We start from the raw sequence: 19,804 nt of genomic DNA on the forward strand, positions 1-19,804 counted from the left end.
GCAAACAGAACTGCCCCGCTGTCGTATCTCAAATCCCGGCCCATGTGTTGAAGGCTGTCCCTGTGCATGTAGAATATTTCTATAGTGAACAGCGTATCAGGAGCAACCGCATCGTCAGGGAAAGGGTCGCAGTATGGTGTCCAACACCTGTCATCCAGTGTCGACGGCTTGACTCTATCTAAGACAAGTACGAATTCCCAACCGGCCCGACTGGCCTCGCAGCCAGCATAATAGTATTTGGTATAGGTGCAACCACTCAGAAACAGAAAACAGGTAGTCACGGTTGCCAGTTTCAACAGCTGCCAAGCTATCAAGCCAGTGTGATCTCCTTTTAAGACACTACCCATAATTCCTTCCTGAACAGACGTTGTTTTCGCATTTCATGACCGGCGTTGACTTTACATATGTCGTAAGCGGCAGAACCACAGGGGTTCTGCCCTACGGGGCTGCAAAGGTGTACGTGTAATTGTGTATGCCCCGCTGTGGAACCCCGGTGTAGTTAAGCCCGAATATAGATAGCCCGGTCGGAATTGGCAAGCAGAATCATGCCCGGCGGCGGGCGGGGACAGAGCGGCGGGCGGTTACGGTACGCCGGGCCGGTGCAGTGCGGCGCGTGGTTACAATGCGGCGCGGGGTTTTGGTGCGAGAGGCCGTGGAACGCCTGGCTTTGGGACGCGTCGGTTTCCCAGTCGGGGGACGCCAGTCCTGCTTGAGAATGGCGTACAGGTGGCTGTCCTGCCACCGGCGGCGGTGGAAGTACGACCTGCGGAGGTATCCCTCGCGTTTGAAGCCGACCCTCCTTAGCACCCGCACCGAGGCATCGTTGCTGACAAAGACGTGCCCGTAGACGCGCTCGAATTTCAATTCCCGGAACGCAAACGCGAGGATGAGGTGCACGGCCTCGGTCATGACGCCGCGTCCCCGGTATCGCTTGTTGAGCCAGTAGCCGAGTTCAGCGTTTTTGTGCAGGAAGTTGATCCTGTGCAGGCCGATGCCGCCGACGACGCGGCCGGTGCGGCGGTCCTCGATGGAGAAAGGGAACGCGGTTTTCTTGCGCCACTGTTCCTGCGACCACGCGATGAACCGTCGGGCATCCTTGCGCCCGTATGGATAGGGTATAAAGGTCTGGCGGCTGATGTCGCGGTCCCCGATATGGCGCACGAGATCATCAGCGTCCGCCGGTGTGATCCGGCGCAGGTTGACCTGGGTGCCTTCGAATCGGGATTTCATAGCGCCCATTATACGTGCAGGCGCCGGCCAACACAAGGGTTTGAGAGATCGTTTGACTGCCGGGTCCTGCGTGCCTATATTCGGGCTGACATTACCAGAGGTGAGGACATGAAACCGAAATCCGTCAAAGCTGCGCGCGGCCTGAAACTGTCATGCCAGGGATGGCACCAGGAAGCCGCCCTGAGAATGCTCAATAACAACCTTGACGCCGAAGTCGCGGAGAAGCCCCAGGAACTGATCGTCTACGGCGGTTCCGGCAAGGCGGCCCGCTCCTGGGAGGCCTACGACGGTATCGTCAAAGCGCTCAAGGTCCTCAAGAACGACGAAACGCTGCTTATCCAGTCGGGCAAGCCGGTGGGCGTTTTTCAAACCCACGAGTACTCGCCGAGGGTGCTGATCGCCAATTCGCACCTGGTGCCGCGCTGGGCGACTTGGGAGAAGTTCCGCGAACTGGAAAAGCTGGGGCTGATCATGTTCGGGCAGATGACGGCGGGAAGCTGGATATATATCGGGACGCAGGGGATAATCCAGGGGACCTACGAGACATTCGCGGCGGCCGGTGACAAGCATTACAACGGCGACCTGGGCGGCAAGTGGATTCTGACCGGCGGCATGGGCGGCATGGGCGGCGCGCAGCCGCTGGCCGGCAAGATGGCCGATGCCTCGGTGCTCTGCGTGGAGGTGGACGAAGCGCGGATCAACCGACGCGTCCAACTCGGTTTCTGCGACGTCAAGGTCAAAACGCTCGACAAGGCCATGAAGCTCATGAAGGAGCACACCAAGGCCTGCAATCCCATCTCGATCGGTCTCGTCGGCAACTGCGCCGAGGTGTTTCCGGAAATCTACCGGCGCGGCCTGGTGCCTGATATCGTCACGGACCAGACCTCGGCCCATGATGAGCTGAACGGATACATTCCGGAGGGGCTGACGGTGACCGAAGCGGCGCGGCTTCGCCGTCGCGATCCCAAGGATTATATCGGGCGGTCGTACGAGTCGATGGTCACGCACTGCGAAGCCATGGTGAGGTTTCAAAAAGCCGGATCGGTGGTGTTTGACTACGGCAACAACCTTCGCGGGCAGGCGGAGACCGGCGGCCTGAAAAGCGCTTTTGAGTATCCCGGCTTCGTGACCGCATACGTGCGTCCGCTGTTCTTCCAGGGCCGGGGGCCGTTCAGGTGGGTGGCGCTGTCCGGCAATCCGCAGGACATCGCGGTCACCGATGAGATCGTCCTGCAGCAGTTCAGCCACAACAAATCACTGGTGCGCTGGATTACCAAGGCGCGTGAGAAAATTCCGTGGCAGGGGCTTCCGGCCCGCGTCTGCTGGCTCGGTTACGGCGAACGGGCGGAGTTCGGCGACATAATCAACACGTACGTCAAGAACGGCAAGATATCGGCGCCGATTGTCATCGGCCGCGACCACCTCGACTGCGGCTCCGTGGCCTCACCATACCGCGAGACAGAGGGGATGATCGACGGTTCGGACGCCATCGCTGACTGGCCCCTGCTCAACGGCCTGCTCAACTGCGCCTCCGGGGCCAGCTGGGTCTCGGTGCACCACGGCGGCGGGGTGGGTATCGGCAACTCCATCCATGCCGGGATGGTGATTGTCGCCGACGGTAGCAAAGAGATGGCCGTCCGTCTGAACCGCGTGTTGACCAATGATCCCGGCACGGGCGTGGCACGGCACGTCGACGCCGGCTACAAGGACGCTGTCGCTTTTGCCCGGAAGCACAAGGTCAATATCCCGGGCATGAAAAACAGGTAGCCGGAAAGCGCGCACATTTTCGCCATGGCTCCAAAGAAGAAAGCGACGCTTCTCATAAAGAACATTGGCCAGCTCATTACCATGAGCGGTCCGGTGCCCCGTCTCGGCGGGCAGATGAGCGATATCGGCCTGATCGAGAACGGCGGGGTCGCGGTGGCGGCCGATGAGATTCTGCTTGTGGGGAAATCCGATGAAGTTGAGGGTCGCGCTACGCTGGCCGAGAGCTGCACGGTGATAGACGCCGGTGGTGCGGTCGTGACTCCGGGACTGATCGATCCTCATACCCATCCCGTGTTCGCCCGGACCCGCGAGAAAGAGTTCGAGATGCGGATTGCCGGCAAATCCTACATGGAAATCGCGCAGGCGGGGGGCGGCATCCGATCATCCGTCCGCGACCTGCGCACGGCTCCCGCCGAGCTTTTGCTCCAGAGCAGCAAACGGCGGCTCGACCGGCTCCTGGCGCACGGCGTCACCACGATCGAGGCCAAGTCCGGTTACGGGCTGTCGACCGAATCGGAGATCAAGTCGCTGGAGGTGATACGGGATCTCGATCAGATGCACGCGGTTGACCTGGTGCCGACCTTTCTCGGCGCTCACGAGATTCCCGACGAATACCGCGACCGGCGCGAGGAGTACATTGGCGTGATCATCAACGAGATGATTCCGGCCGTGGTTGAAAGCAACCTGGCCGAGTACTCCGACGTTTTCTGCGAGAAAGGTGTTTTCGATATCGAGGAATCGCGGCGGATTCAGCAGGCGGCCGTCGATGCGGGATTGAAACTGCGGTTTCATGCCGATGAACTGGAGTCGACCGGCGGGGCCGAACTGGCCGCCTCGATGGGTGCGGTCACGGCTGACCACCTTGTCTATATATCCGACGCCGGTATCAAAGCGTTGGCGGCTTCCGGCACCGTGGCGGTGCTGCTGCCGGGGACGACTTTTTCGCTGGGCGGTGATCGCTACGCGCCCGCCCGGAAGATGATCGAAGAAGGCGTAGCGGTGGCTCTTTCCACTGACTGTAATCCCGGGTCCAGCTATACCGAATCGCTCCCGATGATAATCTCGCTGGCGGCGGTGCAAATGAAACTTACGGCCGCCGAATCTCTGAGCGCCGTGACCGTAAACGCCGCCAAGGCCGTAAACCGGGAGAGCAGGATCGGGCGCCTCGAGCCGGGCATGCAGGGCGATATCGTGATCTGGGAGATGGGCGACTACCGGGAGTTGCCGTATCATTACGGCGTCAACCTGGCCGGCAAAGTCGTCAAGCGCGGCAAGGTGGTCGTTGACAGGTAGACCGGATGGAACGTACGCTGTTGCGGGCTGTTAAAGTGATGATGACGGCGAGACGGACGGGACGGTTCTTGTGCGCGCCGGCGCTGGCGGCGGTTCTGCTGTGTTCGGCGTGCGCTATCTACACGCTTAACCCGAGAGGGGAATCGGAGATAAGCACGATAGCGGTGGAGCCGCTCGAGAATGAAACGGCCGAGTTCGGGCTGGCTGACCGCCTGACGGAAATTATCATCGACGCCCTGATTGCTGACGGCAACCTGAAGGTGGTGTCGCCGGCCGAGGCGGATGCGATTCTGGTCGGAAGTCTGACCTACTATGACCGGGTGGCCGAGGCTTTTGACCAAAACGACCAGGTTCAATCGTATAAAGTGAGAATGGATTTCAATCTTACATTGCGCAATTCCAGGAGTGGAGAGGATTTTTGGACTCTCAAGACACGCCAGGAAGGCATTTACACGGCAGACGAAGGCACCGAAGAGGACGGCCAGCGGGATGCAGGCACCAGGCTGGTCGAGGTTATCATAGACAAGACCACTAAATCGTGGTAGGTCACGGCGGCAGCCGTGACGATAGACAGCATAGAGACGGACTATTATATAAGGCTGGTTCAGTGAAAGACATTGTCAAATACGTGAGTTGTAGCCTCGTCCTGGCGGGCGCGGTCATGCCGACCGGCCTGCTGACGGCCGGAGGAATCAACGGCGGCGCCGGGACCTCGGCCTTTTCTTTTCTGAAGATCAATGTCGGGGCAAGGCCGGTGGCCCTGGGCGGAGCCTTTACCGGCGTGGCCGATGATGAGAACTCTCTGTATTACAACCCGGCCGGGATCGCGTCTCTGGAGCGCCACGGAATTATTGCGGGTTATCACAACTACTTCGTTGACCTTCAATCCGGGCTGGTCGGATACGTCCACCAGTCCCGTGAGAAACATTTCCTGGCCGGCTATATCAGCTACCTTAACTACGGTGAATTCACCCAGACCGACAACCTCGGCACCATCACCGGCGAGTTCGGAGGCGGAGACGTGCTGTTCGGGGTCACCTTTGCCACGCGCTACCGGGAGAACATTTACGCCGGAGCGACGGGTAAGCTGATTTACGAGAAGATTCAGGGTTTTTCGGCCTCCGGAATGGCGCTGGATGTAGGGCTCAAGTATCGAAGCAACCGGGGCCGGTACACGGCCGGCCTGATGCTGCAGAACCTGGGCATACAGCTTTCAAACTTCACGGACGCCGACCATGAGCCCCTTCCGCTGATGCTGAGGGTTGGCGGCGGGATTCGTCCGCGCGGTCTGCCCATGCTGTTCTCGGCCGATGTCATGGTGCCGCGTGACAATGATGTCGATGTCGCCGTGGGTGGGGAATACTATGAGTTGAAGCCGCTGTATCTTCGTATCGGCTGGAACAGCTTTGGCTCGAACTACCGGGCCACAAGCTCGGACGACAGCATGGCCGGGGTGTCGCTCGGCTTCGGTCTGGACTGGAAGGAACTTCATATCGCCTATGCTTTTTCGCCCGGGGCCGAACTGGGTGAAAGTCATCGCATAACCATAACCGGGGGAGTATGAGTATGGCCCGTCGATACTTTAAAGGAGCCGCACTGCTTCTTGCGCTGCTGATCTTCGTGCTGGCCAGTGCCTGTTCCACGTCCGATACGGACGACCCCAGGCAGGTAGTGATAGCGTTGTTCGGCGCCATGGAGAAAAACGATCAGGCCGCGCTGGCGCATTTGCTGGATCTCGCAGAACTCATGAAGAGCACCGGTGGCGACTATGCCCTGCAGGGAGGCGAACCGCGCGTCTTTACCAATCCCCAGCAGATCCTTGACGACCTGACGAACGATGGCGAGACGAAACGCCGCTGGTTCTCGCTCCAGCGAATCGTCAACACGGCTGAGGTCATAGGTGAGTCCGCCACTGTCGAGGTGACTTTTGTGGACAAGGATTCATCCCGCGGGTACCGTACCAAGTTCGGGCTTACGAGAACAAACGGTAAGTGGCGGATTTACAGTTTCAACACAATGCGGTAGGCGACCTGCCGGCCCGGAGGCTCGGTGTTCCACACGCCGGCCGTCGGCGAAATTACGAGGCTGGGCGAGCCGACGGCGGTTTTGGGACGCCCCGTTGCCCGTAAAAAAGAAGTTTACCACCGGCATCGGAAGGGGTAGAGGGGGAACCCCCAGGTCGACGCAAATGATAAACTTCTTTCTGCTTCCATTTTAATTTACCTAATCCGAGTCGATTTGTCAATTATCTTCGGCGGCTTATTCCGGGAGGCTGCCGGCGACCTGGCCTCGGTCGATCCGGCCAACCCAGCAGGTTGTCCTGAATCGCCCGCTCGGCGCCCTTAAGTTGTTGTCTTTCATGGCGAAGCGCGCGCGCCGCCGGCCGGGACTCTCGATAACGCAGTCCTCCCGGGACCTCACGCGAAAATTCACTTGCCGGGGGTGCGGGCACGCCGTATATATGAGTAGCGACGATGCCTGATTCACCAGGTGTCTGTTAAGGGATTTTGGGACCGTGTCCGGATTCTAACCCTCGCGCAACGGCGAGGGTTACTTTTTGGCTCTTGCACGGGACCGGCAAGTTACTCGTCTGGTAGTGGAAGCGGCGGCGATTTTTCTGTTGTGCCGGGGCTTCAGGAGCGATATATTGCGAGCCGATTTGTTTGTGAGAGTCACTAGGGAGATTGGCGAGATGAAGAAGGGTGCAGGCTTTTTTTTCATACTGGTGCTTCTGGCGGCTGTTCTCGTGTGGTTGCCAGCGTGTCGAAACGACATCAACGTGCCGTATCCAGACACGTTGGCCAATGACTACGAGGGCATCTATGCGTACATGGAGATCGACGGCATTGACACCGTGGTAGATACCGCCAACTACGTGATTTTCAGGTTTACGAAGGTGGCCTACTTCCTGACCGTCAATCCCAAGCTTGAAAGCGAGGAGTCCAGCTACTTCTGTGACTGTGAGGGACTATACGAGCTGGAAAACGGAGTTCAGTTTCTTGAGGAAGACGGCAACCGAACCAACAAGGTTTGTACGCCGGATAACAATCCCCAGGGCTCCTTCGGCCTTAATCAGAATACGGGGACCGATACCATGCTCATCAAGCAGGACAACACGGAAGGCGGGATTCGCAAGATCAAGGTATTGAAGCTGGTAGTCAAGTAGGTCCCGGATATCCCAGGAAAACGTCACCGGCCGCAAGGCCGGTTTTTTTTTGGGGTGACATCGGGCGGATGAAGCCTCGCGAGTCTGCGCGGCCCGCCTGAATCGAGATTTTGCCTGACGTCGGCTGTCAGTCACCGGGTTAATACTGTGTTTGGGAGCAGCGGCAGCATTGTTGCTCCGGGGGCTGCAGGCGAACCACCTGCTTGCGGTGCAAGAGGGGTCCGTGCGCAGGGCCCCTTTTCGCCTCGGCGAGAAGGCCGGGCAGGGTTGAACGGGAGGATCCGGCGCATGCTTTCAAAAATCGTATCGTCCGCCACCCTTGGGGTTGAGGCCTATGTGGTTGAAGTGGAGGCTGATATTCAGCAGCAACTGCCGGCATTTATCACAGTCGGCCTGCCCGACGGCGCGGTCAGAGAATCCAAGGAACGCGTGACATCGGCGATCAGGAACTCTGATTTCGTGTTCCCGACCAAGAAAGTGACCATCAATCTCGCACCGGCTGACATCCGCAAGGAGGGATCGGCCTTTGACCTGCCGATCGCTATCGGCATTCTGGCGGCCACCGGACAGATCATGCGCGATGGGTTTGGCGATCATGTCATGCTCGGTGAACTTTCGCTCGACGGGGCGGTGCGGCCGGTGCCCGGAGTGCTTCCGATGGTCATGCACTTCAAAGGCAACGACGGGATAAAGGGCATCCTGGTGCCGAAGGAGAACGCCCGCGAGGCGGCCATGGCCGGGACAGTCCCGGTCTATCCGGTGAGATCGCTAAAAGAGGCCGTGCACTTCCTCGAGGATGAGTCTACCATCCACCGTTACAATATCAGCATCGAGACTGTTTTTAGCGAGGCTCGCAAGTACAGTGTTGACTTTTCCGACGTGAAGGGTCAGGAGTCGGCGAAGCGGGCGTTGGAGATCGCGGCGGCCGGCGGGCATAACATCATCATGATCGGTCCGCCGGGGTCCGGCAAGACGATGCTCGCCCGTCGTATGTCGACTATCCTGCCCGACATAAGCCTTGACGAGGCGCTGGAGACAACCAAGATCCACTCGGTCGCGGGTCGGCTGCCGTCGGGGTCGGCCCTGGTGGCCACCCGTCCGTATCGTTCACCCCACCACACTATCTCTTACGCCGGGTTGATCGGCGGCGGGACGATTCCCAAACCGGGTGAAGTGTCGTTAGCCCATCACGGCGTCCTGTTTCTGGACGAGTTGCCCGAGTTCAAGAAAGACATCCTGGAGATGCTCCGGCAGCCGATGGAAGACAACCAGGTGACAATCTCTCGGGCCTCGACAACGCTGACCTACCCGGCCGGATTTATGCTCGTGGCTGCTATGAATCCGTGTCCCTGCGGCTACCACGGTGACCTCAATCACGAGTGCAAGTGCACCTCCGGTGAGATCCAGCGGTACATGTCAAGAATCTCCGGGCCGCTCTTGGATCGAATCGACATCCACATAACGGTGCCGTCGGTGAAGTTCAAGGAGCTGTCGTCGGATATGCGCGGCGAGGATTCGGCGGCCATTCGCGTGCGCGTGAACCTTGCCCGGGAGCGACAGCTGGCCAGGTTCAAGGGTGAAAAGAAAATCTACTGCAACGCCCATATGGAATCGCGCGACACCCGCAGGTACTGCCATATCGATGACAAGACGCAGTCGCTTCTGGGGGTGGCGATCAAGACGCAGGGTCTGTCGGCCCGTGCTTACGATCGGATTCTCAAGGTGGCTCGCACTATTGCCGACCTGACGGCCAGCGACAATATCGAAATGTCGCACGTCGCCGAAGCAATCCATTACCGCAGCCTTGACCGGCAACTCTGGATGTAGGCGGTTTGCGCCCGGGGCCGCCGGTCGCGGTTGGCGAGGGTCCGCTTTTCAAGGCATGGTCAAGAGCATCTCGGCCATTAAACCGATTGACAATAGTCCAGTTTCATATAGTTTGCATAGGCCTATGCCTGAAAATAACCAGCCAACGCGGATAGAGAAGCTGCTTCTCGAAGCAGCGCATGTCTTTAATTCCACCCTCGAATACGACGAGTTGATTCGGCTTGTTCTCGGCCTGGTCATGAAGGCGGTCAATGCCGAGGCTGCGCTGGTCTTCCGGATCGACCACAACCGGACCGAGATGAGAATTCGTCTCATGAAGGCCGGTGATTCGGAGATGACGGTCTTTAGTCGCGAGCTTGGAGAGAGTGTTGTCGGATGGGTGGCAAAGTACAGGGAGCCCGCTATCGTTGCCGATCCGGCCGGCGATCCACGGGTGGAACCTGAACTAGTCCGCCAGGCGGGAATCGAGATTCGCTCGCTGGTATCGGTGCCCCTGATCGGGAAGGGCCAGATGATAGGCGTTGTCGAAGCGATCAACAAGTCGGACGGCGACTTCACGGAGACGGACCTTGACATTCTGACCGGGTTGAACAACCAGATCGCGGTGGCTATCGATAACGCACACCTTTACCGCGAGGTAAAGAGAGAGGCCTTTGAACGGCACGCGCTTTACGAGATCGGCAAGAAACTGTCCAGTTCGCTGGAGCTTGACGAACTCTTGCGAGAGATACTCGACTCGCTTCGCCAGGTGGTCAGTTTTGACTCCGGTGGTGTGTTCCTCATCGATCCCGAAACGGGCGACATGAAATCCATTTACGCGGTGGGGTATGATCCGACCCGGCAGGACAGCCTGCAACTGAAAATCGGGCAGGGGCTGATCGGTAACGTTGCCACCACCGGTCAACCCGTTATCGTGCCAGACGTTTCCTCCAATGACCAGTATGTCGAGGCCGAGGCCGCCACCCGGAGTGAAATTGTCGTGCCCATCAAGGTGGATGACCGGATGATAGGTGTGCTCAACCTCGAGTCCCGTCAGCTCAACGCCTACGATCATCGATCACTGGTGCTCATGGAAGCGTTTGCCTCGCAGGCGGCGATATCGCTGGAGCGGGCCCGCCTGCACGAGTCGATTCTCCAGGCCAGGAAGCTCGAAGAGCAACTCAATATTGCCCGTGAGATACAGCGCAGTTTCCTGCCGAAGTCCGATCCGGTGTTTCCCGGGTACGACATCTGCGGGACCAACATCTCTTCCGGCCAGGTTGGCGGCGACTATTATGATTTCGTTCGCATTGTCGACGGCCATCTGGGCCTGGTTATCGGTGACGTCTCCGGCAAGGGGATGGCGGCCGCGCTTATCATGGCAGCCTACCGTGCCTCGCTTATCGCGGAGATTCGCAACAACTACTCCATCCGGACTATTTGTACGAAGGTTAACTCGCTCATGTGCGAGTCACTGGAACCCGGCAATTTCGTCACCTCTGTCTACGGTGTCCTTGACTTCAGGAACCACATACTTACGTTTGCCAACTGTGGCCATAATCCGCCGGTGCTGCTGCGGCAGACGGGTGCTATTGAGTACCTCCGCGAGGGCGGCCCGGTGATGGGCGTAGCCCAGTTAAGCACTTACGAGGAACGGGCCTTCCTGGTCAACCCCGGTGATACCTGCGTTCTGTACACTGACGGCGTTACGGAGGTATTCGACGGCGATGGCAACGAATTCGGTCTGGAGCGACTCGTTGACGTAATTCGGTCCAACAGCGCCGGATCCGCCGCTGATATCAAGGCGGCCATCCTCGAGGCGGTGAGACGCTTTGCGTCGCCGGAGCACGTCTTTGATGACCTGACGCTGCTGATATTCAAACGGTTGGTCGTATAAAAGGGCTTTGGAATAATCAGCGGGTGAATTATATTTATAGGATCACGTAATTGTAAATCCAGGAGAGCAAGTATGAGGAAAATTGCGTTTTCGGCATTGCTCTTGTTGCTGACCTTGGCGCTGGCCTGCTCTGACGACGAAGGGGATGACAGTAACGGCCCGGGTCCCACGGGTCCCCCCAGAGTAATCGCCTTCCAGGCTGCGTCATCTCCCACCCTCGACAGTGTCGCCGACCCTCTGTGGGATAGCGCGACCGCGAAAACGATCGAGGTCACCACAAGTGCGCTGGGCCCGCAGCTTCCGCGAGAGGAACGCCAGGCGGCGCTGGCTGTTTCGGACCAGGTGCTGGTCGAGGCCATACGGTATGAAAACGATCTGTACCTCCGGCTGACGTGGGACGATGAATCCCATGATGTCTGGCCCAAGCGCTGGGTAGTGGACAGTCTGGTCAGCGGCTTTCCGGATTTTTCGCAGGGCACTACTGCCTCGGAAGATCAACTTCTGTTCATGTTTGCCGGGCTCGCCGAGGACGGGTGGGATACCTGGCACTGGCGCGCCCTGACGACAGCTATCGAAGAATTCGCCCCGAATGAGGTCAGAGGCTTCGCCGAGGGAGCGACGCTTCGGGGCATCGCTCTGCAGGCGGATTCCGGTAACCTGGAGATCGCCTTACCCAACCTAAATGACGGTTTCAATCAGCCGACATATTTCCATCCCGACTCGTCTGAATTCACGGGCTATATTCTGTACCAGCACATAGCCGTCGATCCCCCGACTCCGACTGCCGGCTGGTCAGCAGGCCAGTATGTGCCGGGTTACCGAATCGACAGCTCGATGGCCACGCCGGCGAAGGCGGAGGCGCGGGCCAGCCGCTGGGATATTCGTGCGGTCTCGCGATGGAGCGGCGGAGCGCAGTACCAGGTGGTCCTCAGCCGTCCCATGACCAGCGGTTTTTCCGACGATCTGGAAATGGTCGGTCAGGACTCCGTCAAGGTACGAGTGGGCATTGCCAACGACTTTGACTTCAGGTTCGACATCGGAAGCACCAGGCAAGGTTTCACGTCTGAATTCTGGCTGATCCTGTAAAGTCACGCGGACATCGAATGAGCGCAAAAGCCGGCCCGGAGCCGGCTTTTGTCGTAATGTCCGCTTCTGCCGGGCCGTTTCGGCTTGTTATTCTTTTCACGTTCCGTATATTCCGTGTAATGAGGAAAAGATAATCTTTTTTGGAGAGGTTTCTATGGCCCTGAGGACCTGCGAGGAATACCTGGGTTCACTTAAGAAGATGCGCCCCAACATTTTCAAGTTCGACCAGCCCATTGCCGATGTCACGACCCATCCCGCCACTCGCAGGACGGTGAGCGGCCACGGCTGGACCTTTCGGGCGGCGGCCGATGAGCGCTATCGGGATATGGTAACCACGACCTCTCATCTGACGGGCGAGCCGATCAGCCGGTACCTGTCGATCATTCGTGAGCCGGAAGACATGTACGCCAACTCGCAGATGAAGCGGCTGATGTTTCACCTTACCGGCACCTGTACCGGCGGGCGCTGTGCCGGCTGGACCGCTCTCAACGCCATGTTTGTCACTACATGGGAGATGGATAAGGAGATCGGCACTGATTACCACGAACGCTTCCTTGCCTGGTTGAAGCAGGCACAGACCAATGACATCACCATTTCCGGAGCGCTGACCGACGCCAAGGGTGATCGGAGCAAACCGCCGTCGCAGCAGGATGACGAGGATGTGCATCTGCACGTGGTTGAGAGGCGCGATGACGGCATTGTTGTCCGTGGCGCCAAGGTCATGATTTGCGGGGTCGCCGCGGCCAACGAGATCTTTGTCCTGCCCGGCAGCGCTTATCGTGAGGCCGACGCCGATTACTGCATTGCCTTTGTCATCCCCCGCGACACCGAGGGTCTGACCATCGTGGAGACCCGTCACCCGAACGACACGCGTGACGAAGAAGAGGGGTTTGATAATCCGGTGGTGGAAGGTGGGATTACGCAGGCATTTCTCTTTTTCGAGGACGTTTTTGTGCCCAGCGAGCGCGTGTTCATGTGCGGCGAACACCAGTATACCGGCAAGGCGGTCGGCTACTTTATCATGCCGTACCGGTCGGCCATCGGCGGGTGCGTGGCGGGGCAAGGGGATGTCAAGATCGGTGCCGCCGTGCTGACGGCGCGGGCGAACGGCCTGTCGTCGAGGGTGTTCAACGACAAGCTCGTCCAGATGCACATAAACAACGAGACGACTTACGGTCTCGGGATCGCGGCGGCCGCGCTGGGCACCAAGCACCCCTCCGGGGCGTGGTTGTGCGACCCGCTGTTGTCAAACGTCACCAAGGTGCACGTTGCCTCCCTGCCGTACGACACGTCCAGACTGGCCCAGGACATTGGCGGCGGGATAGCCGAGACCGGCTGCATGCCTTCCAGCAAGGACTTTGACTCGAAGAAGTACGGGCACCTGATAAAGAAGTACCTGACGGCGGGCCGCTCCAGTGAGTCCCGAGCCCGTGCCGCCCGCCTCGTTGAGTGGAGCACCATCGGCTCGGGCGTCCCCGGCTGCATGCATGGCGGGGGCTCCCCGGATGGAGCGAAGCTTATGATAAGAGCGCACGGTCGAATCGAGGAAAAGGTTGAGATAGCGCGCCGTCTGGCGCAGATATCTGAGGAAATCCCTGATCCGCCGAGGCAAAAATAGGCCGCGAGGGTTCAGGCGGAAAGACCGGATCGGCCATTCTTTCGGGGCCGTGGCGCAGAAAGTGGAGATTGGGCTTGACGATTATGCTCATAGTGTTTAAGTTGAAAAGTTAAACTGGACCGGGCCCTTAGCTCAGTTGGTTAGAGCAGCTGACTCATAATCAGCGGGTCGCAGGTTCGAGTCCTGCAGGGCCCATAGGCTGAGGGGAGCCTGAGGCATGTAAGTTGCGGGCAATTAGCTCAGTTGGTTAGAGCGTTCGGTTCACATCCGAGAGGTCACTGGTTCGAGCCCAGTATTGCCCATTTGAAATATGAGTTGTTTGAAACGAAAAATAATCTATTACGCTGCCGTTTTTGGTCTTGGACCGGACCGAAAACGGCCGGGTAGTGACACGGTCAAGAGGCGCATTTCCTACGAAATGGTTGGGAATGCGCTTTTTTTCATGCCAGCCGACCAATGCCGGCCCCGCGGAGGTAGTTGATATGCATCCCCATCTCGAAAAGCTGTTGAAACTTCAGGTTATTGACTACGACCTTGGTGAACTCGAGCGATCCAAGGACTACTTGCCCGACATGATGGAAAACCTCCAGCGCGAGATGAAGGAAGTAAAGCAGAAACTTGACGATGCCACCAAGCAGTTGGAAGAGGCGAAAACCAGGCAAAAGAGGCTGGAACTGGAGATCAAGGGCAAAGAGACGGCCTTGCAGAAATACCAGCAGCAGATGATGTCAATCAAGACCAACAAGGAATACGACGCGCTGGTGGCCGAGATTGACGCCATCAAGGAAGCCATCTCCTCGAGGGAGACGGAACTGCTGGAGACGATAGAGCTGGTCTCGACGCTGGAAAAGGACATCGTCCAGTTGACCGAAAAGGATGACCAGACCAATGAGAACAATACGAGGCAACTGGAGATCCTTCAGGAGAAAGTTGACTCGATCGGGTCCAAGGTCTCCGACAAGCAGGACTCGCGTCGTGAGATAGTTGATTCCATACCGAGGGCTGTCCTGTCCACGTACGAGCGGGTTCGGCGGGGCAAGGGAGGCCGAGCGGTAGTCGTGGTCAAGAAAAGGGCCTGCAGTGCCTGTTTCAAGGCACTCACTCCAAAGAAGACACAGGAGATCAAGCGAGCCGACAGGCTGTATAGCTGCGACAGCTGCGGTTCGCTCCTGTACTGGAACAATGAGGAATCCAACTGAGGCACCCGCAGCCGGCTGGTCGGCCGGGCGGCTGGGGTAACGGGAGTACCGGTTCAGAATGGCAGAGATTTATCAGGAGACGGCGCTGACGTTTGACGACGTATTGCTGGTTCCGGGCTACTCCCGGATTCTGCCGCGTGACGTCGACATCAGCACCGAAATCGCGCCCGGAATCGCGCTCAACATACCGCTGGTGTCGGCTGCGATGGACACGGTCACGGAAGCTCGGCTGGCCATCGCGCTGGCCCGCCAGGGGGGGGTCGGCTTCATCCACAAGAATCTGACTCCGCAAGCCCAGGCCGCCGAGGTGGACAAGGTCAAGCGGTCCGAGTCCGGAATGATCGTTGATCCGATCACGCTCAATCCCCAAAAGACCATCGGCGACGCTCTGGAGGTTATGCACAAATTCTCCATCTCCGGGATTCCGATTACTGAAAAGGGGAAGCTGGTAGGAATTCTCACCAACCGGGACCTGCGTTTTCAAAAGGAGACTTCGCTTCCGATCAGCGACGTGATGACCAAGGAGAACCTGGTCACGTTAAAAGAGGGTGCCGAACTGGACACGGCGAAGGAAATTCTGCACAAGCATCGGATCGAGAAAGTCCTGATCGTGGATGACAACTACATGCTCAAGGGAATGATCACGGTCAAGGACATCATGAAGAAGATACAGTATCCGTTGGCCGCCAAGGATGAGCGGGGGCGGTTGCGCGTCGCGGCGGCGGTCGGTGTCGGGCCCGATCTTGAGGAACGGGCCGCCGCCCTGATCGGCGCGGGCGTGGACCTTCTGGCCGTGGATAGTTCGCACGGGCACAGCGAGGGCGTGCTCAAAGCGGTTGCATTACTCAAAAAGAAGTACGGCGGCATACCCGTGATAGCCGGCAACGTGGCCACGGCCGACGGAGCCAAGGCCCTGGTTGATGCCGGCGCCGATTCGGTGAAGGTGGGTATCGGGCCGGGGTCGATCTGTACCACCCGGGTGGTAACCGGCGCCGGCATGCCTCAGGTGACGGCCATTCTAAACGTCGTTGAAGCGCTTGCCGGCACAGGGGTTCGCGTCATCGGCGACGGTGGCATCCGTTTTTCCGGCGACATCACCAAGTCGCTCGCCTGCGGCGCGGACGCGGTGATGATCGGCTCGCTTTTGGCCGGTACCGAGGAATCTCCCGGGGAATCGATTCTCTTTGAAGGTCGTTCGTATAAGGCATACAGGGGGATGGGTTCGGTGGAGGCGATGCAGGCCGGCAGTTCCGACCGATATTTCCAGGAGCACACGGACCGGGCCAGCAAATTTGTCGCCGAGGGGGTCGAAGGCCGGGTTCCGTTCAAAGGCAAGCTGACCGACCTGGTCTACCAGTTGCTCGGGGGAGTGCGGTCAGGAATGGGACTGTGCGGAGCGACATCTCTTGCCGATCTTAAGAGTAAGGCCCGGATGGTTCGGATAACCAGTGCCGGGCTGATTGAGTCGCATCCGCATTCGGTGCCGATTAGCAAGGATGCGCCCAACTACCGGCGAAATATGTGAGGACGTGCCGGAGTGAACCTGGTGTTGAAGATTGTTGTTGTCGTGATATATTAACTTGGCATGTATAAGCAGGAGGAACAGTCGCGCTCTAAGATTCAGTTAGAGTGAGGAAAGTCCGAGCTCCACAGAATCAGGGTGCCCGGTAACGCCGGGGCGGAGCGATCCGACGGAAAGTGCCGCAGAAACGATACCGCCTCAACAGAGGTAAGGGTGAAATCGTGGTGTAAGAGACCACGGCTTTCGGCAGTAATGTCGGAGGCGGGTAAACCCCACCTGGAGCAAGGCCAAATACAGGAAGAGGGTTGATTCGGCCCGTTACTATTCCGGGGTAGGCCGCATGAGCAGCCGGGTAACCGGCGGCCAAGATAAATGACTGTTGGCTCCTCGTGAGCACACAGAACTCGGCTTATCTCCTGCTTTGCATGCCTCCAACAAATGGAGTCTGCTATGAACTGGGCTCAACGGCCAACGTCGGTCCAGTGGGTTCTGGCCCCCGAGCCTGACCGGTCGGTGGTTTCCGGGCTGGCGGAGGAGACGGGTTTAAAGGGGGATATCCTCAGGATACTCATAAATCGTCAGCTTGACACTCCGGACCTTATCCAGAAGTTCCTGCATCCTGAGCTTTCGGACCTGCATGATCCGTTCACGATGTCCGGCATGGCGGAAGGCGTGGAGCGGGCCGTTCGGGCATTGATGGAAAACGAGCGGATCATGATCTACGGCGACTACGACGTGGACGGCATTACGGCCACGGCGCTGCTGTACATGGTCTTCAACAAACTGGGAGCGCAGGTCAGTTTTTACCTGCCGAACCGTCTGACCCACGGCTACGGCCTGTCTGTCGACGGAATCAACGAGGCGAAGTCACAGGGAGTATCACTCGTTATCACTGTTGATACCGGGATCACGGCCGTCGAGGAGGTGGGCTTTGCCGCCTCCCAGGGTATCGACGTCGTTGTCACGGATCACCACGAACCCGGCGAGACCATTCCCAAGGCCTACGCGGTTATCAACCCCAAGCAGCCGGACTGTGAGTACGGCGGTGAACTCTCAGGCGTGGGGGTGGCGTTTAAATTCACTCAGGCGCTGTACCATCGGCTGGCCCAGGATGAGAGCGAACTGTATGAGCACCTCGATCTGGTCGCGCTGGGGACCTCGGCGGATATCGTGCCGCTGGTCGGGGAGAACCGCATTCTGACAAAGTACGGCATCAAGCAAATCCCGCGCACCACCAAGCCGGGCTTGAAATCGCTCGCCTTCGTGTCGGGTCTGATGGGCAAGGAGATCAGTACCGGGCAGATAGTGTTCGTCCTGGCTCCCCGGATCAATGCGCTGGGGCGGCTGGGGGACGCACGGGAGGCGATCCGTTTACTGTCGACGCGCGACGAGCGAGTCGCGTCGGACATCGCCCGTAAGCTCGACAGCGAGAACAAGCGGCGCAAGGAAATCGACGAGCAGACGCTGGAGGAGGCTCTCGAGCAAATGCACGAGTTGGTCGACACGGAGAACGACAAGGCCATCGTGCTGGCCGCCGAAGGCTGGCACCAGGGGGTGATCGGTATCGTGGCCAGCCGCCTCGTCGAGAAGTATCACCTGCCGACGGTCATGATCGCCATATCCGACGGCGAAGGCAAGGGGTCGGCCCGCTCCATCCCCGGGTTTCACCTGTGCGAGGCGCTCAAGGAGTGCGAGGACCTCCTGATTCGCTATGGCGGCCACAAGTATGCCGCCGGCCTGTCTATCAAGCAGGAGCACATACCCGAATTCCGCGAACGGTTCAAGGCCGTTTCACGGCGTGAACTCACTACCGAGGATACCATTCCCAAGCTCAATATCGACCTGGAAATAGAACTGTCTGACATCGATGATGAGTTTGTCAGGTCAATCGAGGCCTTCTCGCCGTTCGGCCCTCAGAACATGCGGCCGATCCTCCTGACGCGTAACTGCGAGTTGGTCCGGCAGCCTTACGTGGTGGGGAAAAACCATCTCAAGATGCGCGTGCGCAAAGGCGAGACGTTATTTGACGTTATCGGGTTCGGGTTCGGCCATATGGCCAAGGTGATTTCCGACAAGGGCTGTCTGGTTGACATTGTATACGCCGTCGAATACAACACCTTCCATGACCGTACCTACATTCAACTTCGCCTGCGCGACATCAAGCTCACCGCCGGCGATATGTCCCCGGGTTACAGGTAGCTCATGACGATGCTCGAGAGGTTTTATGCCGGTGACGTCCGGTCGCTGTCCAGGCTCATCAGCATCGTCGAAAACCGCAGCGACGGTTACCGGGAACTTCTCGCCCGGCTGTACGAGCGGGTCGGCGGCTCGGTTCGCATCGGCCTGACCGGTCCGCCGGGGGCCGGCAAGTCAACGCTGCTCAACAGCCTGGCCCGGCAGTATCTGTCCGATGGCAGGAAGGTCGGTGTCATCGCGGTGGACCCCACGTCGCCATTCAGCGGGGGGGCCCTCCTCGGCGACCGGGTGCGGATGCAGGAGTTTCCGTCCGACGGCAGTTTCTACTTCCGGTCCATGGCGACGCGCGGAGCCACCGGGGGGCTGGCTTCGGCCACCGACAACGTGGGCATTGTGTACGATGCCTTCGGATTCGACATCACCCTCATAGAGACGGTCGGCGTGGGTCAGGTGGAGCTTGACATCATTGACTCCTGCGATACCGTGGTGGTGGTGCTCGTGCCCGAGTCGGGCGACGCCGTGCAGACCATGAAGGCCGGCTTGATGGAGATCGCCGACCTGTTCTGTGTCAACAAGGCAGACCGCCCGGGAGCCGACCGCATCGTCTCGGAGCTGCGGCAGACTCTCGATACGCGGAAAAGACTCGCGGCGGAGTGGGAGGTGCCGATCATCCCGACCCAGGCCGTTACCGGCAAGAACGTCGATGCTCTGTATGCCGCTATTCTCAAGCACGTTGAGGTGATGCAGGCCGCTGGCCAGTTCGAGGCGCACCGCCGGGAACAGGTCAGGAGGAAGATCCTGAATATCCTGAAGAACCGGTTCCAGCGCGAGTTCATCGAGCGGGTTGTCGGTCGCACGGAATTCGACCGCATTATTGACGACGTCCGCAACGGCCGGACCAACCCGTTCCTGATCGGTGACAGGCTGTACGAAGAGTTTTGCCGGGATTGACGCGCTCTTGCCGTTGCGGCTGACGGGTCCGGGGCCAAAGCGTTGCGGCGTGGCCCGGGGATCGGGGCCGGTT

At 58.9% G+C, this 19,804-nt stretch carries 16 protein-coding genes, 2 tRNA genes and 1 other RNA gene; 17 read left to right on the forward strand and 2 right to left on the reverse strand.

Features of this window, described 5'->3' with window-relative positions; translation table 11 throughout:
• Both VMY05_12440 and VMY05_12445 read right to left on the reverse strand, forming a co-directional pair.
• Positions 1–347 (reverse strand): hypothetical protein (locus VMY05_12440; protein ID HUV31880.1); only part of this gene is annotated, 347 nt, incomplete at its 3' end.
• Positions 348–543: 196 nt separating this feature from the next.
• A complete protein-coding gene (locus VMY05_12445) occupies positions 544–1,230 on the reverse strand; it encodes a GNAT family protein (GenBank protein ID HUV31881.1) in 687 nt (228 codons plus the stop codon).
• Between the two features lie 108 nt (positions 1,231–1,338).
• Here VMY05_12445 and hutU point away from each other — a divergent pair, with 108 nt between their 5' ends.
• The 17 genes from hutU to meaB all read left to right on the forward strand — a co-directional run bounded on the left by hutU (position 1,339) and on the right by meaB (position 19,731).
• Positions 1,339–2,997, forward strand: a complete 1,659-nt coding sequence (gene hutU, locus VMY05_12450) for a urocanate hydratase (protein HUV31882.1) — start codon at positions 1,339–1,341, stop codon at positions 2,995–2,997.
• Between the two features lie 24 nt (positions 2,998–3,021).
• Positions 3,022–4,290, forward strand: coding sequence for an imidazolonepropionase (gene hutI / locus VMY05_12455; protein ID HUV31883.1), 1,269 nt, complete (start codon positions 3,022–3,024; stop codon positions 4,288–4,290).
• Between the two features lie 5 nt (positions 4,291–4,295).
• Complete coding sequence (locus VMY05_12460; protein ID HUV31884.1) at positions 4,296–4,835, forward strand: LptE family protein; 540 nt, start codon at positions 4,296–4,298, stop codon at positions 4,833–4,835.
• A 62-nt stretch (positions 4,836–4,897) separates the two neighbouring features.
• Positions 4,898–5,854, forward strand: a complete 957-nt coding sequence (locus VMY05_12465; GenBank protein HUV31885.1) for a PorV/PorQ family protein — start codon at positions 4,898–4,900, stop codon at positions 5,852–5,854.
• Positions 5,855–5,856: 2 nt separating this feature from the next.
• Positions 5,857–6,315, forward strand: a complete 459-nt coding sequence (locus VMY05_12470) for a hypothetical protein (protein HUV31886.1) — start codon at positions 5,857–5,859, stop codon at positions 6,313–6,315.
• 667 nt (positions 6,316–6,982) lie between these two features.
• Complete coding sequence (locus VMY05_12475; protein HUV31887.1) at positions 6,983–7,456, forward strand: hypothetical protein; 474 nt, start codon at positions 6,983–6,985, stop codon at positions 7,454–7,456.
• 288 nt (positions 7,457–7,744) lie between these two features.
• Entirely contained in the window at positions 7,745–9,283 is a 1,539-nt protein-coding gene (locus VMY05_12480) for a YifB family Mg chelatase-like AAA ATPase (GenBank protein ID HUV31888.1), read from the forward strand.
• A 124-nt stretch (positions 9,284–9,407) separates the two neighbouring features.
• Complete coding sequence (locus VMY05_12485; protein HUV31889.1) at positions 9,408–11,159, forward strand: SpoIIE family protein phosphatase; 1,752 nt, start codon at positions 9,408–9,410, stop codon at positions 11,157–11,159.
• A 72-nt stretch (positions 11,160–11,231) separates the two neighbouring features.
• Positions 11,232–12,245: a hypothetical protein gene (locus VMY05_12490; GenBank protein ID HUV31890.1), complete on the forward strand. Its 1,014-nt coding sequence runs from the start codon at positions 11,232–11,234 to the stop codon at positions 12,243–12,245.
• Between the two features lie 154 nt (positions 12,246–12,399).
• Positions 12,400–13,863, forward strand: coding sequence for a 4-hydroxyphenylacetate 3-hydroxylase N-terminal domain-containing protein (locus VMY05_12495; protein ID HUV31891.1), 1,464 nt, complete (start codon positions 12,400–12,402; stop codon positions 13,861–13,863).
• A gap of 121 nt (positions 13,864–13,984) precedes the next feature.
• Positions 13,985–14,058, forward strand: a tRNA-Ile gene (locus VMY05_12500).
• A 33-nt stretch (positions 14,059–14,091) separates the two neighbouring features.
• A tRNA-Val gene (locus VMY05_12505) sits at positions 14,092–14,165 on the forward strand.
• A 180-nt stretch (positions 14,166–14,345) separates the two neighbouring features.
• Positions 14,346–15,062 (forward strand): C4-type zinc ribbon domain-containing protein, encoded by a 717-nt coding sequence (locus VMY05_12510; GenBank protein HUV31892.1) that lies wholly within the window; start codon positions 14,346–14,348, stop codon positions 15,060–15,062.
• Positions 15,063–15,120: 58 nt separating this feature from the next.
• The gene (gene guaB, locus VMY05_12515; protein ID HUV31893.1) at positions 15,121–16,587 is read left to right on the forward strand and encodes an IMP dehydrogenase; all 1,467 of its coding nucleotides are present in this window, start codon (positions 15,121–15,123) and stop codon (positions 16,585–16,587) included.
• Positions 16,588–16,652: 65 nt separating this feature from the next.
• An RNA gene (gene rnpB / locus VMY05_12520) (RNase P RNA component class A) lies at positions 16,653–17,011 on the forward strand.
• 23 nt (positions 17,012–17,034) lie between these two features.
• On the forward strand, positions 17,035–18,783 hold the full coding sequence (gene recJ / locus VMY05_12525) for a single-stranded-DNA-specific exonuclease RecJ (protein HUV31894.1): 1,749 nt from the start codon (positions 17,035–17,037) through the stop codon (positions 18,781–18,783).
• A gap of 9 nt (positions 18,784–18,792) precedes the next feature.
• Positions 18,793–19,731, forward strand: coding sequence for a methylmalonyl Co-A mutase-associated GTPase MeaB (meaB, locus tag VMY05_12530; GenBank protein HUV31895.1), 939 nt, complete (start codon positions 18,793–18,795; stop codon positions 19,729–19,731).
• Positions 19,732–19,804 lie beyond the last annotated feature (73 nt).

Source organism: Acidobacteriota bacterium (genome assembly GCA_035529075.1).
In the GTDB taxonomy this organism is placed as follows: domain Bacteria; phylum Zixibacteria; class MSB-5A5; order GN15; family FEB-12; genus DATKXK01.

Bases quoted from the DNA above. Each gene is read 5' to 3' on its own strand.
- VMY05_12445 (HUV31881.1), bottom strand. From the start codon at position 1,230: ATGAAATCCCGATTCGAAGGCACCCAGGTCAACCTGCGCCGGATCACA.
- hutU (HUV31882.1), top strand. From the start codon at position 1,339: ATGAAACCGAAATCCGTCAAAGCTGCGCGCGGCCTGAAACTGTCATGC.
- hutI (HUV31883.1), top strand. From the start codon at position 3,022: ATGGCTCCAAAGAAGAAAGCGACGCTTCTCATAAAGAACATTGGCCAG.
- VMY05_12460 (HUV31884.1), top strand. From the start codon at position 4,296: ATGGAACGTACGCTGTTGCGGGCTGTTAAAGTGATGATGACGGCGAGA.
- VMY05_12470 (HUV31886.1), top strand. From the start codon at position 5,857: ATGGCCCGTCGATACTTTAAAGGAGCCGCACTGCTTCTTGCGCTGCTG.
- VMY05_12475 (HUV31887.1), top strand. From the start codon at position 6,983: ATGAAGAAGGGTGCAGGCTTTTTTTTCATACTGGTGCTTCTGGCGGCT.
- VMY05_12480 (HUV31888.1), top strand. From the start codon at position 7,745: ATGCTTTCAAAAATCGTATCGTCCGCCACCCTTGGGGTTGAGGCCTAT.
- VMY05_12485 (HUV31889.1), top strand. From the start codon at position 9,408: ATGCCTGAAAATAACCAGCCAACGCGGATAGAGAAGCTGCTTCTCGAA.
- VMY05_12490 (HUV31890.1), top strand. From the start codon at position 11,232: ATGAGGAAAATTGCGTTTTCGGCATTGCTCTTGTTGCTGACCTTGGCG.
- VMY05_12495 (HUV31891.1), top strand. From the start codon at position 12,400: ATGGCCCTGAGGACCTGCGAGGAATACCTGGGTTCACTTAAGAAGATG.
- VMY05_12510 (HUV31892.1), top strand. From the start codon at position 14,346: ATGCATCCCCATCTCGAAAAGCTGTTGAAACTTCAGGTTATTGACTAC.
- guaB (HUV31893.1), top strand. From the start codon at position 15,121: ATGGCAGAGATTTATCAGGAGACGGCGCTGACGTTTGACGACGTATTG.
- recJ (HUV31894.1), top strand. From the start codon at position 17,035: ATGAACTGGGCTCAACGGCCAACGTCGGTCCAGTGGGTTCTGGCCCCC.
- meaB (HUV31895.1), top strand. From the start codon at position 18,793: ATGCTCGAGAGGTTTTATGCCGGTGACGTCCGGTCGCTGTCCAGGCTC.